Origin of the sequence: Janthinobacterium sp. FT14W, assembly GCF_009208755.1 — a bacterium.
In the GTDB taxonomy this organism is placed as follows: Bacteria; Pseudomonadota; Gammaproteobacteria; order Burkholderiales; family Burkholderiaceae_D; genus Janthinobacterium; species Janthinobacterium violaceinigrum.
Map to the genome: position 1 here is coordinate 1 of NZ_WFLL01000059.1, position 14,620 is coordinate 14,620.

Sequence of the window (14,620 nt, forward strand, 5' to 3'; positions counted from 1 at the left end):
GCTGGCGGCGCTGTCGTCGGCGCGCGCCTGGGGCGGTGCAGCATGGCTGCCCTGGCTGCCCTGGCTGGCGGGGCCGGGCAGGTGGCCGCAGGCGGGCAGCAGGCCGGCGCAGGCGAACATGAGCATCAGGGTGGTGTGCTGTGACATGGCGGTTCTCCGGTCAGTTGCCGCCGCCCATGCTGGGCAGGAGCACGCGGTAGATTTGCAGGAAGGCTGGTCCCATCAGGACGACCAGCAGCGAAGGAAAGATGAAAAAGATCAGCGGGAACAGCAGCTTGAGGGCGATCTTCGCCGCCTCTTCCTCTGCGCGCTGGCGGCGTTTTGTGCGCAGCTGGTCCGACTGCACGCGCAGCGAGGCGGCGATGCTGGTGCCGAAGCGCTCGGCCTGGATCAGCATGGCCACCAGCGCGTCGACATCCTCGACCCCCGTGCGCAGGGCCAGGTTGCGCAGCGCCCGTTCCTTGGTGTTGCCGGCGCGCAGTTCCAGCATCACCAGGTGCAGTTCCTCGGCCAGCACGGCGCTTTTCAGGGAAATCTCCGCGGCCACCCTGGCCAGCGCCGCGTCCATGGCCAGGCCCGCTTCCACGCACACCGTCATCAGGTCCAGCGCATCGGGAAAGCTTTCAAAGATATCGCGCTGGCGCCGCCTGATCATGTGCTGCAGCACGAAGTTGGGCAGGTAGTAGCCGATGGCGGCCACGATCAGCAGCCAGAACAGCAGAGCCTTGCCCGCCATCTGGCTGCCCGAGGCGCTCAGTCCCAGGAACAGCAGCAGGGGCAGGCCGATGGCCAGCATGGTCTTGGCGGAAAAGAACAGGATGGGGGCCGAGGCCTGGCGCAAGCCGGCATTCATGAAGCGCCGGCGCATCACGGAGCCTTCCCAGCCCTGGTCGGGCAGCGACAGTTTGGCCAGCGGGCCGCTCAGGCGCACCATGCGCGCCAGCCAGGGGCTGGGCGCCGACGGGCCGGGCGAGGCCGTGCTCTTGCCGGTGGCGCTGTCCATGCGCTGGCGCAGCGGATCGGGGGAAAAGCTGCGCATGGCGACCAGCACGGTGCCGAAGACGGCGATGAAGAGCAGGGCGAGAAAGGCGAGGTGGATGGGATTCATGACGGTTCTCCTGGCGGGTTCAGACGCGGATGCGGATGATATTGCGCATGACAAAGACGCCGCACACCATCAGCAGCAGGGCGCCGACGAGCATCTTGCGTCCGCCCGGATCGACAAACAGCATTTCCAGGAATTGCGGATTGGTCAGCTGGATCATGGCTGCCGCGCCGAACGGCAGCAGCGACAGGATCCAGGCCGACAGCCTGCCTTCGGCCGACAGCACGCGCACCTGTCCCAGCAGCTTGATGCGTTCGCGGATGATGCGGCTGATGCTGTCGAGCAGTTCGGCCAGGTTGCCGCCCGTTTCGCGCTGGATCAGCACGGCGATGACGAAGTAGCGCAAGTCCGTGCTGGGCACGCGCGTGGCCAGGTTCATCAGGGCATCCTGCATGGCGATGCCGAAATTGACTTCATCGAAGGTGGCGCGAAATTCCACGGCCAGGGGCGCGTTCATTTCATCGCCGACCATTTTCAGGGCGGTGGGGAAGGCATGGCCGGCGCGCAGCGCGCGCGCCATCAGGTCCAGCGCATCGGGCAATTGCTGTTCGATGCGCTGCAGGCGCTTGGCCTTGGCGCGCAAGACCACCAGCAGGGGCAGCAGGGCCGCGCCCGCCACCAGCGGCAGGCGCAGCATCCACGGCACGCCGAAATAGCTCAGCAGCAGAAACGCGGCGCCGGCCGTGGCCAGCACCACGCCGGCGAAACTGGCCACGCTCCAGCTCAGGCCCGACTGTTCCAGCAGGCGGTCCAGCGCATGCACGCGGGGCACGCTCAGCAGCAGGCGCTGCAGGGACGGGGTGTCGCTCAGCAGGCGCTTCTTGATCATCGAGCTGCCCGTTTCGCCATGCGCGCCGGCCGACATGATGCGCAGGCGGCGCGCGACCCTTTCCGCTTCCGGGCCGCGCGAGGTGTTCCACGCCAGGTACAGGCCTTCGATCAGCAGCACCACGGCGATGAAGGTCAGGATGGCAAATACGTAATAGAGATAGTCCATGATGCTCCCCTTAATGGTACTGGCGGGCGGGATCGAACAGGGTTTCCGGCAGGCTGATGCCGTAGGCGCGCAAGCGTTCCAGGAAATGCGGCCGCACGCCGCTGGCATGGAAATGTCCCTGCACGCTGCCGTCTTCGCCGATGCCCGTCTGGCGGAAGGTGAAGATTTCCTGCATGGTGATCATTTCGCCTTCCATGCCCGTGATTTCCTGGATCGACACGATCTTGCGCTTGCCGTCCGTCAGGCGCGCCACCTGCACCACCACGCTGATGGCTGAACTGATCTGCTGGCGCATGGCTTTGACGGGCAGGCCCGCCGACGCCATGCTGATCATGTTTTCCAGCCGCGTCAGCGCGTCGCGCGGCGTGTTCGCATGGATGGTGGCCATCGAGCCTTCATGGCCCGTGTTCATGGCGCCCAGCATGTCGAGCGCCTCGGCGCCGCGCACCTCGCCCAGGATGATGCGGTCGGGACGCATGCGCAGCGCGTTGCGCACCAGCGCCCGCTGCGTCACTTCGCCCTTGCCCTCGATGTTCGCGGGCCGCGTTTCCAGGCGCACCACGTGCGGCTGCTGCATCTGCAGCTCGGCCGCGTCCTCGATGGTGACGATGCGCTCGGCCGTGCTGATGAAGCCGGAAATCGCATTGAGCATGGTGGTCTTGCCGCTGCCCGTGCCGCCCGAGATCAGGATGTTGACCTTGGCCTTGCCCAGCGCCTGCAGGGTGGTGCTCATTTCCTCCGTCAGGCTGTGCTTGAGCATCAGGTCGGCCAGCCGCAGGGGCTGGGCCGAGAAGCGGCGGATCGACATCACGGGCCCGTCAATGGCCAGCGGCGGGATGATGGCGTTGACGCGCGAACCGTCGGGCAGGCGCGCATCGACCATGGGGCTCGATTCGTCGATGCGCCGGCCCACGCGCGAAACGATCTTGTCGATGATCTTCATCAGGTGCGCGTCGTCGGTGAAGCAGACGTCGCTCAGCTCCAGGCGGCCGTGGCGCTCGACATACACCTGGCGGTAGGTGTTGACGAGGATGTCGGACACGCCGGGATCGGCCAGCAGCGGTTCGAGCGGGCCGAAGCCGAGCACCTCGTCCTGGATGTCGCGGATCAGCGAGCGCCGTTCCAGGTCATTGATCACCACATTGTCTTCCGTGAGCACGTCGCTGACGAGGATCTTCAGCTCTTCGCGTATCTGCTCGCGCGACAGGCGCTGCATGCCTTCCAGGTCGACGCGGTCGAGCAGCGCCTGGTGCGTGCGGTGCTTGAGTTGCTGGTAGCTCTGGCTGGCGGCGCCCTGGTGCGCGGCACCGTCAGTCAGGCTGGCGTCGTCCTGGGCGTAGCCCAGGCGGTCCCGCAGGGTGAGTTTTTCGGCAGTCATGGTCGGTCTCCGGTGAATGGGGTATCAGGTGCGCGCCAGCAGCCGCGAAACCCAGCCTTGCGCGGCGGGCGGGGTTTCGCCGGCCAGACTGGCGGCCAGTTCCTGCAGGGCGCGCGAGACGGGATTGTGCGATGCCAGCTTGAGGATGGGCACGCCCTGGCTGACGGATGCCGCCACCGCCTCGTAGTGGTTGGGGATGGACTTGTAGACGTGCTTGCCATACGCCGCTTCCAGGTCGGCCACGCGGATGTTGTCGCTGCTGGCATAGCGGTTCAGGATCAGGCGGATCTTGTCTTCGCGGTAGCCGAGGCCGCGGAACACGTCGAGCAGGCGCTTGCCGTCGCGTACATAGGGCAGCGTGGCCTGCAGCACGGGGAAGATCAGGTCGGCCCGGTCCAGCGCGCGCACGCTGACGGCATCGAGGCCGCGCCCTACGTCGAGCAGGATGTAGTCGTACTGGCTGCGCGCCAGGGTCAGCAGGCGGTCTATATGGTCGGCCTCGATATCGGCCGCATGGGCCGGATCGTCGGCGGCGGCCAGCACGCTGTAGGCGGGCGTGATCTGGATCATGCTGGCCGTCAGCAGCGAGGCATCGAGGCGCACGATCTGCTGCGACAGCTGCGACAGGGTGGCGGCCGGCTTGTGGTCCGAGACGAACAGCGCGGCGTCGCCGAACTGCAGGTTCAGGTCGAGCAGCGCCACCTTGCGCTGTTCGCCGGCGGCCAGCGCGTAACCCAGGTTGGCGGCGATGAAGGTGGCGCCGCTGCCGCCCTTGCACGAGACGAAGGCCAGCACCTGGCCCTTGCGCGTGACCTGCTTCTGCAGCTTGTCCTCGATGCGGCGCAGGGCGGCGCACAGGGCCGCATCGTCGTCCGGCTGCAGCACTTCGCGCACGCCGGCGCGCATGGAACGCAGCAGGAATTGCGGACTCTGCTGCGGGCATTGCACGATGATGGCCAGGCTCGGATGGCGGCCGCCCAGCAGCTCCAGCCGTTCCAGCTCCGCTTCGCCCGTCTGCTCCTGTTCCAGCAGCAGCAGGTCCGGCGTGACGCCGTTGTCAAACACATCCGGTATGCTCGCCAGCAGCGTGACGCGGTCGGCCGCGCTGCGTTCGCGCAGCAGGCGGGTGAGCCGCTTGAGCTGGACTTCATTCTTCGAGACGATGACGATATTCACTTGGCACTCCCCGGTAAAGGCGTTCAGTTGATCTGGAAGCCCAGGCTTTCGGCGTGCATGACCACCACCGAGGCGGGCACGGCGATATTGAGAAAGCCGAACAGGCTGACCATCGGCGTGTAGCTGACGTTGTCGATCGACACGCGCACGCTGTCGATGCAGCTGGCCGTGCGCGTGTTGTCGCCGCAGGCGGACAGGTTGTCGCCGGGATCGGTGGGCGGCAGGGTCACCACGGCGCCGCTTTTGTTCAGGTAGCTGATGGTGATATTGGCGGCGGTCAGTTCCGGGGCGGCCGGCAGCGCCGTGCCGCCGAACAGGGCCAGGGTCTTCACGGCGTCGGTCTGGTCGATCCAGCGCACCACCGCTTCGCGCGCGGCGCGGCGGCTCACTTCCTGCACCGTGTTGTACAGGTACAGCATGCGGCCGAATTCGAGGATGCCGAACAGCAGGGTGAAAAACAGCAGCGCCACCAGGGCGAATTCGACGGCGGCGGCGCCGCGCTGGCATCCGGCTGGGGGAGACGATGAAAGGCGGTGGCGCATGGCGTTCTCCTTACAGCATGTAGCGCATGGTGGTGCGCGGTGCGAGCGGCGTGGCGTAGGTGGTGGCCGCGCCGATCACGAAGGGCAGGTACTGGCCCACCGACAGCGTGTAGTTGACGACTTCGACGCGGATGCCGCCCGGCGCCGTGCCATCGGTGCAGTTGCTGTCGCTGAAACTGGCGTCCAGGCAGGTGACCGTCACGTTGGCCGTGGTGAAGTCGCTGATGCCGGCGCTGATGGCCGCGTCGACCACCGTCTGCTTGGCCGCCGCCACGCCCTGCGAGGCGATGCTGGCCTTGGCCTTGACGGACATGTTGCGCGCCGCGTCGCGCGTGGCCTTGTTCAGCGCGTCGTAGTACCAGAAGGCGCGGCCGAAGCCGAAGATGCCGGCCAGCAGGGTGACCAGCAGGGCCAGCACGATGCCGAATTCGACGGCGGCGCCGCCGCCCTGGCGGGCATGGGGAAGGGGGATGGGCATGGCCGCCTCACTTGTAGAGTTTGATTTCGGAATTCGGCACGGGTTCGATCAGGCCCGCGAACTCGACGTCGAGGCGCGCGCTGCCGCTGAAATCGGCCTTCATCGTCATGAAGAATTTGCCGATGCCGACCGCCGTCATGGCGCCGCACGAAGCGGGACCCACGGGCGCCGTGCGGCAATCGACCAGCACCACGTTCAGAATGCGGCGGTTGCGCTGGCCCGGATGCGACGCCGACGGCGCCTGGAACGTGGGGCCGCTGCTCTGGTTGTACGGCGAGGGCGGCGTGCCTGCGGGGAAGGAGGCGTCGGCGCTGACGGGGTAGCTGGCCGTGTCGAAGTAATTCGCCTGGGTCGTGTTGTACATGGGGTTGGCGTTGGCGTCCGTGACGCTATAGGCCGTGCCGGCCTTGGCGGGCGTGGCGCCGTTGCTTTGGTAGGCGGGGCCGTAGGACCACAGTACGCCGTAGCCGGCAAACTGGGCCTGGGCGGCCGTCACGGGCGTGGTGTAGGTCGGCGCCAGGCGGTAGTTCGGCTTGTTGCCGGACAGGCTCACCGACTGCTGGCTGGGCAGGGTGCTGGCGCCCGGCTGCATCCAGCCGGTGGGCGGCGAGTTGGCGGCGCTGGCGGCGCAGGGCGAGGCGCCGCCCACGCACGGATATTCCTTGATGTTGACATCGGGCGGCGCCGTCGTAGGGTCGCATACGGACGACCCGCCGTAGACGTCGAAGCGCGAGTTGAGGGCGGCCGCGATCTTGCCGGCGCTCAGGCCCGTGTTCGTGTAGACCTGGCCCGTGCCGCTGGTGATGACGGCGCTGCTGCCCGTACACATGAAGGGCGCGGTCGAATTGGCGCTGGAATGCGAAGGGTCGCAGGCGCTGGGCGGGGCGTCGACGGGATTGATCAGGTAAGGGTCGGACGAGCCGCCCAGGGGATTGAGGCCGAACAGATTGTAGGTGACGCCGCGGCGAAAGCCGAATTCCAGCAGTTCCGTCAGGCCCGTGCCGGCTGGCGCGGCAGGATACGTGTATTGCGCCGTCTTGTTGGCCGGATCGACGGCGCATACGCCGATCGGCGTGACGTCGTTGACGAAGCGGCCCGCCACGGCCACGCCCGAGGTGCTGGTGCTGGCGATGCCGGCAATGCCCATCAGGTAGGTGGCGAAGGTCTTGCTGCCCGTGTCGATCTGAATGAAGGTCATGCCCTGCGGGCTGGTGCGGGCGGTGGCGCCGGACGACCAGGGGCCGTTCGGGCTGGGGCCGAAGCTGATGTTGGAGGCCGTGATGGTCAGGGTGGTGGAAAAGTCGTAGCGGTTCTTTTGCGCGATGGCGATGGCCTTCGTCTGCGCGTTGTCGATGCCGGCCGCGCTTTGATTGAGTTCCACGGCGCCGGCCAGGGCGGCGCTGTCGGCGCCGTTCTGCAGCTCGGTCTTGGCGATGTACAGGTGGCCCAGGTCCAGCACCAGGCCGCCCATGGCAAACAGCACCACCAGGGTCAGTCCCAGCACGATGGCGATCGCGCCCTGCTGCCTGTCGTGCCTGCGGAATGCGGTTTTCATGGGGGTCTCCTGGTGGCCTTGGGGGGAGTGCAGCGCGGGACTGGCGCCTACTGGCGCGCGCCCACGCCGATGGCGAAGACATTCGTCTGCGGCTCCGGCGTGCTGAACGATTTCTGGTAGCGCTGGTAGGCGCTGGCGCCGGCCTTGCCATCCATGCCGCTGACAGGGTTGGTATTGCGGTAGGCGTCCGGATACATGATCTGCTGCGCCTTGAGCAGGGCCACCGATTCGCCAAAGTGGGAATCGAGGACGGGCGTGGTGGTGGCGGCGCAGCCGGCCAGCAGCGAGAGCAGCGACAGCAGGGTGGCGCAAGGCAGGCAGTGTGCGGTTTTCATGGTGTTCTCCTATTTGAGGTCGAAGCCGGCGGCGGGCTGGGGCGCGGCCACTTGCGGCTGCATGGGGGCTGCTGGCGCGGCAGGGGCGGGAGCGCTGCCTTCCATTTTCCCCTGCATGAACATGTCGCCGCGCGTGGGCTGGATATAGTCGTCGGTGGGCAGCTTGTAGTCGGCCGGCAGCGGCTTGACCAGGTGCGGCGTGATGATGAAGACCAGTTCCGAGCGGTCCGTCTGGAAGTCCGTGCTGCGGAACAGGGCGCCCAGCACGGGCACTTCGCCCAGGCCCGGCAGGGCCTTGATGTTGCTGGTCACATTGTTCTTGATCAAGCCGCCGATGGCGAAGCTCTGGCCGTCGAACAGCTGCACCGTGGTGGTGGCGCGCCGCGTCGTGAACGAGGGCAGGATGGCCGTTGTCGAGATGCCGGTGGCGGTGATGCCGATGCCGTCCTTGTTCAGGTCCGACACTTCCGGCGCCACCTTCAGGTTGATGCGCCCCCCATCGAGCACGGTGGGCGTGAATTTCACGGCCACGCCGAATTCCTTCTCTTCCAGCGTGATGGTGGGCACGCCGCCATTGTTGGTCTGGCTGACGGGGATGAAGATCTTGCCGCCGGCCAGGAAGCTCGCCTCCTGGCCGCTGATGGCCATGATGTTCGGTTCGGCCAGCACCTTGATCAGGCCATCGCGTTTTTGCGCGTCGAGGTTGAAGAAGTTGTTCTTGCTGGCGCCGCTCAAGCCGCTGGGATTGTTGCTAAGCAGGCTGGACAGCAGCGAGTAGGACCAGCTGCCGATGGTCTTGTTGATGCCCAGGCTGGCACCCAGCTGGTCGACCAGCACCTTCGACACTTCGGCCACTTTCACTTCCAGCATGACCTGCTGCGGCGCGGCGATCGACAGCAGGTTGATCACGCGCGGCATGGCCGCATCGGGCGTTGCGGCAGGGGCGGCGGCAGGGGCGCCTGCGGCCGGCGCGGCGCTGGCGCTGCTGCCCGAGCCGGCCGAGCCGCTGCGGGCGCTGCGCTGCACGTAGGCGTTGGCCAGCGAGAGGGCCTGGTCGGCCTTGACGACATCGCTGACCGTGCCCGACAGGATCAGGGTGTCGCCGGCCACCGCGACGTGGATCTTTTCGTTCGGCAGCAGCTCGGCCATGCGTGCCTGCAGGCTGCTGCTGTCGATGCCGACTGCGAGGTCGATGATGGTGGCGTCGTTGTTCCTGTTCCACAGGATCAGGTTGGTGGTGCCGACGGAACGCCCCAGCATATATACCTCGCTGGGGTTGAGCAGGATGACGTCGGCGATGCGGGGATCGCCGACGGACATGCGGCTGGCGGCAAACGGCAGGCGCATCAGGGTCGACTTGCCCTCGGCCAGGCTCATTTGCGGCGCCATCTCGGTGCGGCCGGCGCGCGACTCGCTTTGCGGCGGCGTGGCCTTGGGACGGACAGCTGCCCGGCTGCTGCGGCTGGCGCCCGCTTCGGCGGCAACGGCGGTAGCGGCAGTGGCGGCGACGGGTTCGCCGTGCGCCCGGGGTGCCAGGGCGCCGATGGCGGCGATGGCAAGCGCCAGGCGCAGGCCCCGGATGCCGCTTGCTGTGCGATATGTACTCATGGCTAGGCTCCTCTGGTGCAGGTTAGAATTGTTGGGAGCTGCGTTCCAGCCCCTTGATGACATCGACGCGTGGCCCGGCCTGTGGCGCAGGCGCGGCGGCAGGACGGCGGCGTGGGAGCGGCTTGGCTTGCACCATGGCGGCGGGGGCTGCGACGGCGACTTTTTCATCGAGCAAACTGGACTTGGTGGCGCCTTCCGTGTTGACGGGCTTGTCCTCGACCTGATTGCGCAGCACCAGCGACAGGGTGCCCACGCTGCGCGCCAGGTCGAGTTTTTCCGCCTGCTCCGGCGTCAGTTCCAGGGTCACCGCGTTGACCACCTTGGGTTTGGTGTCGTCGCGGTTCGATTCCTGGGCAATCGCCAGCACGAGGATGCGTTCGAGCACGATCTTGGAAATGTTCGGGTCGCGGTCCGGCGTCTTGCGGGCGCCCTCGCCCTGGGTATTGACGAGGATGTCGACGAAGTTGCCGGGCAGGGCGAAGCCGGCCACGCCCACCACGTCGTTGACGCGCACGGTCATGGCGCGCTTGCCTTCGGCGACGACGGCCGACAGGCCACCTTGCGTGCCGGGAGGCGCCAGCTTGCCTTCCATGATCGGTTCGCCGTGCTGGATGCTGGTGCGCGTGACGCGCGTTTCCAGCAGTTTCGGATCGTTGATGGCGCCCGGCGGCAGCGCATTCGACGGCCAGTCCACCATGCGCACCATGTCGGGCGTGAGGCGTGCCCCCAGGCTGATGTCGACCTGGGCCACGGCCACCTTGTTGATGTTGCCCGAGGCTTGGGCATTGATCCAGCGCGCGGCCACGATGACCGCGGCGAACGCCAGGATGACCGCAATGGCCATCATCGTCAGAGCGCGTGCGTTTCTCATTTTGCTTCCCCTTTGTGCTGGACCGCTGCCGGTCCGTTATGTGTGCTTGCAAGGTCGTCATCGCTGCCGAAATAATTTTTCCATGCCCACAGCAGTACTTCCGGAGACAGCTGCGCCGCGTGGTCTTCATAGCGCGCCTGGTCGCACACCTGCGCCAGGATGTCGCGTGGATAGCAGGCCAGCAGGGGCCGCCCGTACTGGCTGTGCAGGTGCAGCAGATAGGTATACGAGGCTTCGTCGAAATTGATGCCCAGCTGGGCGCAGGTGCTGCGGAACACGGCCAGGTAGTGGTAGGCGCTCAGGGGCCCCACGTGGATCTTGTAGCCGATGCGGCGCAGGAAGGAGTCGTCGGCCAGGTGCTGCGGCGCCAGGTTCGACGAGAACACGACGATCACGTCGAAGGGCACGGGGAACTTGTAGCCCGTGTGCAGCGACAGGTAGTCGACATGGCGCGCCATCGGCACGATCCAGCGGTTCATCAGTTCCACGGGCGAGCAGCGCTGGCGGCCCAGGTCGTCGATGATGAAGATGCCGTTGTTGGCCTTCAGGTGCGGCGGCGCCTGGTACAGGCGGTTGCCCTGGTCGAATTGCAGGTCCAGCATGTCGAGCGTCAGCTCGCCGCCCGTCAGCACGGCGGGGCGCTCGGCGCGCACCCAGCGGGGGTCGGGCGGCACGGAGCCGCCATGCGACAGGGTGTGCAGCATGGGGTCGAGGAAGGGCAGCACTTCGCCGTCGACCATCACGGCATGGGGCAGGGCGATGGCTCCGCTGAGCAGGCCGTTCAGGCGCTCGGCCAGGTAGCTCTTGCCGCTGCCGGCAGGGCCGTGGAAGAACAGGGCGCGCCCGGAGTTCATGGCCGCGCCCAGCTGGTCGAGCACGGCCGAACTGGCCACCACGTCGCGGAACTCGCGCTGCACGTCGTCGCGCGTGACCTGCATGTCCGCCACGCTTTGTGCCAGCACCTGGTTGCTGTAGTCGGCCAGGGTGACGGGGGCGGGACCGGTGTAGGCATTGCGGCGCATGTATTCGGCGGCGCGCAGGCGGCCCTGGTCGCCCAGCAGGTAATACAGGTCGGCATCGGTGCCGCTGCCGCCGTTGCGGCGCGCTTCGCACAGTTTTTCGGCGCGCATGAAGGTGAGCAGCGGTTCGAGCACGCCGGCGCCCAGCTTGACGTGCGTCGACAGTGCGGGCAGGCCGATCTGGCCGCGCAGGAACAGGATCTTGACCAGCAGTTCGACCAGGAACAGGAAGGGCAATCCCGTTTCCTCGACGGTGCGTGGCGCGCGCTTGGCGGCCGGCTCGATGCCGCCGCCGTCGCTGCGTTCTGGGTAGGTGTCAGGCATGATGCATACTCCTCTTGCTCGGGTGGCCGGATGTCAGAAAATAAAGGGCAGCAGGCGATACTTCACTTGCCGCATGTACACGCGATAGCGCACGTCGGCGGACAGGAAGCGTTCCTCCCGCAGCAGGCGCGCCACCAGCATCAGCATGGCCAGGATGTACACGGCGCCGTTCATGGGCGAGGCATTGGTCAGCAGATAGGCGCTCGACGAGATCAGGTAGCTCGCATACACGGGATGGCGCACCACGCGGTACATGCCGCGCGTCTTGATGCCGCGCTGCGCTGCCACCAGGCCGAAGCTGCGGTTCAGCGACAGCAGGCCGGCGATCTGCAGCAGGCTGCCGAGGGCCAGCAGGTAGCGGGCGCCGGGCCAGATGGTCATGTCGGAAGGGGAGAAGAAAAACGGCGCGAAGGTGGCGCCGATGGCCAGCAGCCAGTCGCCCGCATCGGTGGAGACGCTGACGGGGGCCGAGCGCACGATGAAGAACAGGGCGGCCAGGGTTTCGGCGGCGCAGAACAGCAGGTAGCTCCAGTCGCCTCCGTGCAGGAAGGCCAGCACGTGGGCGCTGGCGAAGACGCTCCACAGGCAGGCCATGGCGATACCCGTGAGCAGGCTGGCGCGGCGTGAGCTGAAGAGGGTGGCGATGGTTTCCATGGTCGTGTCCATTCGTGGGTGGCGGTATCGGGGGCGGCGCGTTTCAGCGCAGGCTCCACAGGTGCGTGTAATGCAGGAACACCTGCAGCAGGGTGCCGCTGGCGATGGCGAAGGCGTAGGCCAGCTTGCCGGTGGCGGGTGGCGGTTCGGCAATCGTGGCGGCGCCGCCCGCAAGGCTGTGCAGCAGGGCGCCCAGCATCATGTGATAGGTGTTTTTCAGTACCTGGCGCAGGCGCTGGCCTGCCAGCGCGGCGGCCAGGGCCAGCACGCCACCGGCCAGGAAGGTCAGCAGGGCCGCTTCGAGCACGGCATCGGGGCCCAGGAAGGCGCCGCACATGGCCATCAGCTTGACGTCGCCGGCGCCCAGGGCGCGCAGCAGGTACATGGGCAGCAGCAGGGCCAGTCCGGCAGCGGCGCCGGCCAGCGCCTGCAGCAGTCCCAGGCCGCCGAAGGAGGCGTCGAACAGGCCGTCGCCCGCTGGTGCGAAGCTGTTGAGTATCAGTCCCGCCAGCGTGCCCCACAGCACCAGCCGGTTCGGGATGCGGCGCGTGCGCAGGTCGTGCCACAGCGCGGCGGCCAGCAGGCTGGCCAGCATGGCCAGGCACAGCAGCATGGGCAGGTGGGCGTTCATGATGTCAGTCCTTCCTTGCTCATGCAGGGCACCGTGGCCAGGTTCATGGCCGGTACCGCCACCTGGCTGCCCAGCAGCCGTCCCACCAGGTGCCATACCAGCGCCGCGCCGGCCGCACCCACATAGCCGTCGACGGCGTAGTGCCAGCCCAGGTGGATGGAACCGAGCAGGATCAGCACGGCGAAGGCGGACAGGGCGATCCCGGCGGCGCGGCTGACTCTCCAGCCCATCATGGCCATCAGCATGGCCGTGGCCACGTGCATGCTGGGCATGGCGGCAATGCCCAGTTCGCCGTTGCTGCCCTTGCTTTGATAGCCTTGCCACAGCATGTCCTGCACCTGCAGGGCCCAGACGGGGACGTGCTGGTTGGCGTCATGCAGGTAGGCCATCAGCGGCGCATACGGGTCGCTGCTGTGGAAGTGGCCGTAGTAGCAGGGGCCGACGGAGGCGAACAGCACGGCGAGGATGCTGCCCAGCGCGATCCAGGTCAGTGCAAAGCTGAGCAGGAACTGCATGCGCAGCAGCGGGCGGCGCGTATCGAGGATGAGCCAGTACAGGATGGCGTAGAACAGGAAGAACCAGAAATGGTAGCTGAAGTTCAGCAGGCCCGTGACCAGCGGGTGGCCCAGCAGCGGCTGCAGCCTTTCCCATGGCGCCATGCCGCCGTGCAGGGCCATGTCCCAGGCGGACAGGGTGGCATCCCAGGTGTAGGGGTGCAGGCGCGGGATGGCGGCCTTGAAGACGGTGAAGCTGGAGGCGAAAATGGGGATCAGCAGCATGGCAGGCAGCGCGTGCAGCAGGCGCTCGTTGCTCAGGTAGCGGCGCAGGTCGTGGTACAGGTAGTGGCACAGGCGGTGCGGACGCCGCATCACCATGACATGGATGGTGTAGCCGCACAGGATGAAGATGGGGCCCGTGAGGATGGCCACCAGGAAGCCTGCCAGCACGTTGAGGATGTCCGATGCGCTGGGCAGGCCGCCGGCCAGCAGCGTGGCGGCTGCGGCGTACAGCAGAACGATCAGCAGCAGGGCGCGGTGGCTGCGCAGCGAGGCGCGCAGGGCGTTCATGACAGGGCCAGGACCACTTGGTCCTTGACGTAGACAAACAGCAGCTTGACCTGGTCGCCGAGCACGGTGATCGTGATCACCAGCACTGCCGCTATCAGGCCCGCCAGCAGCGCGTATTCGATCGCTGTGACGGCCGACTCGTCGGATAAACGGCGGAAGAGAGTTTTCACGGTAAGCCTCGCTTTGCGGAGTCAAGGTGGGCATGCTGGAGCGTGTCGGGGAGAACTGTCCGGGCTGGCGCTGGACCGGCCCGGACTGCGATGCATCAGCCGTTGGCGGTGGTCAGCTTGGTGCCGATGGTGCTGAAGGTTTTTTTCAGCTGCGTGCCGACGATGGTGACGGCGGCGATGATCACGACGGCGATCAGGGCGGCGATCAGGCCATACTCGATTGCAGTGACGCCATCTTCTTCGCGGATAAAGTTTTTGATGAGGTTCATGACAACTCCTAGCGGTGGTTAAGATACAGCGGTGGGTAAAACGGTATTGCAGCTGGGCTTGCTGATGCTTCGGCTTGGCGGACTCATGGGCTTTCGCCCAGTGCCAGCAGTCCGATGATGCACACTACCGCCATGAGGGCTGCCACCAGTGCATAGCGGTAGAACGCAGCTTTTTCCTTGCCCTGCAAGTAGGTGATCAGGGCCGTCGGAAGAAACTTGTCAAAGCGCATGCTGTGCTCCGTGTCGTGGTGGGCCGCGCGGTGATCTGCACTTCGGTAACACCACTATAGAAGTTGGCAACTTGATCTACATCAGAAGAACATCCTTTTATTGCGAGGAGGAACTGCTTGTTTTTTTCGTGACAATTGTCATGGCCCGGTTCGATGCGCAGGGGCGTGGCGGGGCAGGCCGATGGCGCCGCAGGGGTGTTGCAGTCAAGGG

At 66.6% G+C, this 14,620-nt stretch carries 17 protein-coding genes; all 17 read right to left on the reverse strand.

The window, feature by feature from the left end; genetic code table 11:
• Positions 1-160 precede the first annotated feature (160 nt).
• The gene (locus tag GCN74_RS25395; protein ID WP_152259240.1) at positions 161-1,108 is read right to left on the reverse strand and encodes a type II secretion system F family protein; all 948 of its coding nucleotides are present in this window, start codon (positions 1,106-1,108) and stop codon (positions 161-163) included.
• 19 nt (positions 1,109-1,127) lie between these two features.
• On the reverse strand, positions 1,128-2,102 hold the full coding sequence (locus GCN74_RS25400; RefSeq protein WP_152259241.1) for a type II secretion system F family protein: 975 nt from the start codon (positions 2,100-2,102) through the stop codon (positions 1,128-1,130).
• 10 nt (positions 2,103-2,112) lie between these two features.
• Positions 2,113-3,480, reverse strand: coding sequence for a CpaF family protein (locus tag GCN74_RS25405; RefSeq protein ID WP_152259242.1), 1,368 nt, complete (start codon positions 3,478-3,480; stop codon positions 2,113-2,115).
• A 24-nt stretch (positions 3,481-3,504) separates the two neighbouring features.
• Positions 3,505-4,656, reverse strand: coding sequence for an AAA family ATPase (locus GCN74_RS25410; protein WP_152259243.1), 1,152 nt, complete (start codon positions 4,654-4,656; stop codon positions 3,505-3,507).
• A gap of 23 nt (positions 4,657-4,679) precedes the next feature.
• On the reverse strand, positions 4,680-5,198 hold the full coding sequence (locus tag GCN74_RS25415; protein WP_152259244.1) for a TadE/TadG family type IV pilus assembly protein: 519 nt from the start codon (positions 5,196-5,198) through the stop codon (positions 4,680-4,682).
• A 10-nt stretch (positions 5,199-5,208) separates the two neighbouring features.
• Positions 5,209-5,676 carry a TadE family protein gene (locus GCN74_RS25420; protein WP_152259245.1) on the reverse strand — a complete coding sequence of 156 codons (468 nt, stop codon included), beginning with the start codon at positions 5,674-5,676 and terminating at the stop codon, positions 5,209-5,211.
• Between the two features lie 7 nt (positions 5,677-5,683).
• Positions 5,684-7,231 (reverse strand): TadE/TadG family type IV pilus assembly protein, encoded by a 1,548-nt coding sequence (locus GCN74_RS25425; RefSeq protein WP_152259246.1) that lies wholly within the window; start codon positions 7,229-7,231, stop codon positions 5,684-5,686.
• 47 nt (positions 7,232-7,278) lie between these two features.
• Positions 7,279-7,566, reverse strand: coding sequence for a pilus assembly protein (locus GCN74_RS25430; protein WP_152259247.1), 288 nt, complete (start codon positions 7,564-7,566; stop codon positions 7,279-7,281).
• A gap of 9 nt (positions 7,567-7,575) precedes the next feature.
• Positions 7,576-9,174, reverse strand: a complete 1,599-nt coding sequence (locus GCN74_RS25435; RefSeq protein WP_152259248.1) for a type II and III secretion system protein family protein — start codon at positions 9,172-9,174, stop codon at positions 7,576-7,578.
• Between the two features lie 22 nt (positions 9,175-9,196).
• On the reverse strand, positions 9,197-10,045 hold the full coding sequence (gene cpaB / locus GCN74_RS25440) for a Flp pilus assembly protein CpaB (protein ID WP_152259249.1): 849 nt from the start codon (positions 10,043-10,045) through the stop codon (positions 9,197-9,199).
• Complete coding sequence (locus GCN74_RS25445) at positions 10,042-11,388, reverse strand: ATP-binding protein (RefSeq protein WP_226939216.1); 1,347 nt, start codon at positions 11,386-11,388, stop codon at positions 10,042-10,044. The genes cpaB and GCN74_RS25445 overlap by 4 nt, the downstream gene beginning before the upstream one ends.
• A gap of 33 nt (positions 11,389-11,421) precedes the next feature.
• Positions 11,422-12,042 carry a methyltransferase family protein gene (locus tag GCN74_RS25450; RefSeq protein WP_193317259.1) on the reverse strand — a complete coding sequence of 207 codons (621 nt, stop codon included), beginning with the start codon at positions 12,040-12,042 and terminating at the stop codon, positions 11,422-11,424.
• 43 nt (positions 12,043-12,085) lie between these two features.
• The gene (locus GCN74_RS25455; RefSeq protein WP_226939217.1) at positions 12,086-12,673 is read right to left on the reverse strand and encodes a prepilin peptidase; all 588 of its coding nucleotides are present in this window, start codon (positions 12,671-12,673) and stop codon (positions 12,086-12,088) included.
• On the reverse strand, positions 12,670-13,740 hold the full coding sequence (locus GCN74_RS25460; protein ID WP_152259251.1) for a phosphatase PAP2 family protein: 1,071 nt from the start codon (positions 13,738-13,740) through the stop codon (positions 12,670-12,672). The genes GCN74_RS25455 and GCN74_RS25460 overlap by 4 nt, the downstream gene beginning before the upstream one ends.
• On the reverse strand, positions 13,737-13,910 hold the full coding sequence (locus tag GCN74_RS25465; protein WP_152259252.1) for a Flp family type IVb pilin: 174 nt from the start codon (positions 13,908-13,910) through the stop codon (positions 13,737-13,739). Before GCN74_RS25465 ends, GCN74_RS25460 begins: the two co-directional genes overlap by 4 nt.
• A gap of 95 nt (positions 13,911-14,005) precedes the next feature.
• Positions 14,006-14,179 (reverse strand): Flp family type IVb pilin, encoded by a 174-nt coding sequence (locus GCN74_RS25470; RefSeq protein WP_102296553.1) that lies wholly within the window; start codon positions 14,177-14,179, stop codon positions 14,006-14,008.
• 83 nt (positions 14,180-14,262) lie between these two features.
• Positions 14,263-14,409, reverse strand: coding sequence for a hypothetical protein (locus GCN74_RS28965; protein ID WP_158300249.1), 147 nt, complete (start codon positions 14,407-14,409; stop codon positions 14,263-14,265).
• Positions 14,410-14,620: the final 211 nt, after the last annotated feature.

Excerpts from the sequence above, each read along its gene's own strand:
- GCN74_RS25395 (WP_152259240.1), bottom strand. The coding sequence starts at position 1,108 with ATGAATCCCATCCACCTCGCCTTTCTCGCCCTGCTCTTCATCGCCGTC.
- GCN74_RS25400 (WP_152259241.1), bottom strand. The coding sequence starts at position 2,102 with ATGGACTATCTCTATTACGTATTTGCCATCCTGACCTTCATCGCCGTG.
- GCN74_RS25405 (WP_152259242.1), bottom strand. The coding sequence starts at position 3,480 with ATGACTGCCGAAAAACTCACCCTGCGGGACCGCCTGGGCTACGCCCAG.
- GCN74_RS25415 (WP_152259244.1), bottom strand. The coding sequence starts at position 5,198 with ATGCGCCACCGCCTTTCATCGTCTCCCCCAGCCGGATGCCAGCGCGGC.
- GCN74_RS25420 (WP_152259245.1), bottom strand. The coding sequence starts at position 5,676 with ATGCCCATCCCCCTTCCCCATGCCCGCCAGGGCGGCGGCGCCGCCGTC.
- GCN74_RS25425 (WP_152259246.1), bottom strand. The coding sequence starts at position 7,231 with ATGAAAACCGCATTCCGCAGGCACGACAGGCAGCAGGGCGCGATCGCC.
- GCN74_RS25430 (WP_152259247.1), bottom strand. The coding sequence starts at position 7,566 with ATGAAAACCGCACACTGCCTGCCTTGCGCCACCCTGCTGTCGCTGCTC.
- GCN74_RS25435 (WP_152259248.1), bottom strand. The coding sequence starts at position 9,174 with ATGAGTACATATCGCACAGCAAGCGGCATCCGGGGCCTGCGCCTGGCG.
- cpaB (WP_152259249.1), bottom strand. The coding sequence starts at position 10,045 with ATGAGAAACGCACGCGCTCTGACGATGATGGCCATTGCGGTCATCCTG.
- GCN74_RS25445 (WP_226939216.1), bottom strand. The coding sequence starts at position 11,388 with ATGCCTGACACCTACCCAGAACGCAGCGACGGCGGCGGCATCGAGCCG.
- GCN74_RS25450 (WP_193317259.1), bottom strand. The coding sequence starts at position 12,042 with ATGGAAACCATCGCCACCCTCTTCAGCTCACGCCGCGCCAGCCTGCTC.
- GCN74_RS25455 (WP_226939217.1), bottom strand. The coding sequence starts at position 12,673 with ATGAACGCCCACCTGCCCATGCTGCTGTGCCTGGCCATGCTGGCCAGC.
- GCN74_RS25460 (WP_152259251.1), bottom strand. The coding sequence starts at position 13,740 with ATGAACGCCCTGCGCGCCTCGCTGCGCAGCCACCGCGCCCTGCTGCTG.
- GCN74_RS25470 (WP_102296553.1), bottom strand. The coding sequence starts at position 14,179 with ATGAACCTCATCAAAAACTTTATCCGCGAAGAAGATGGCGTCACTGCA.
- GCN74_RS28965 (WP_158300249.1), bottom strand. The coding sequence starts at position 14,409 with ATGCGCTTTGACAAGTTTCTTCCGACGGCCCTGATCACCTACTTGCAG.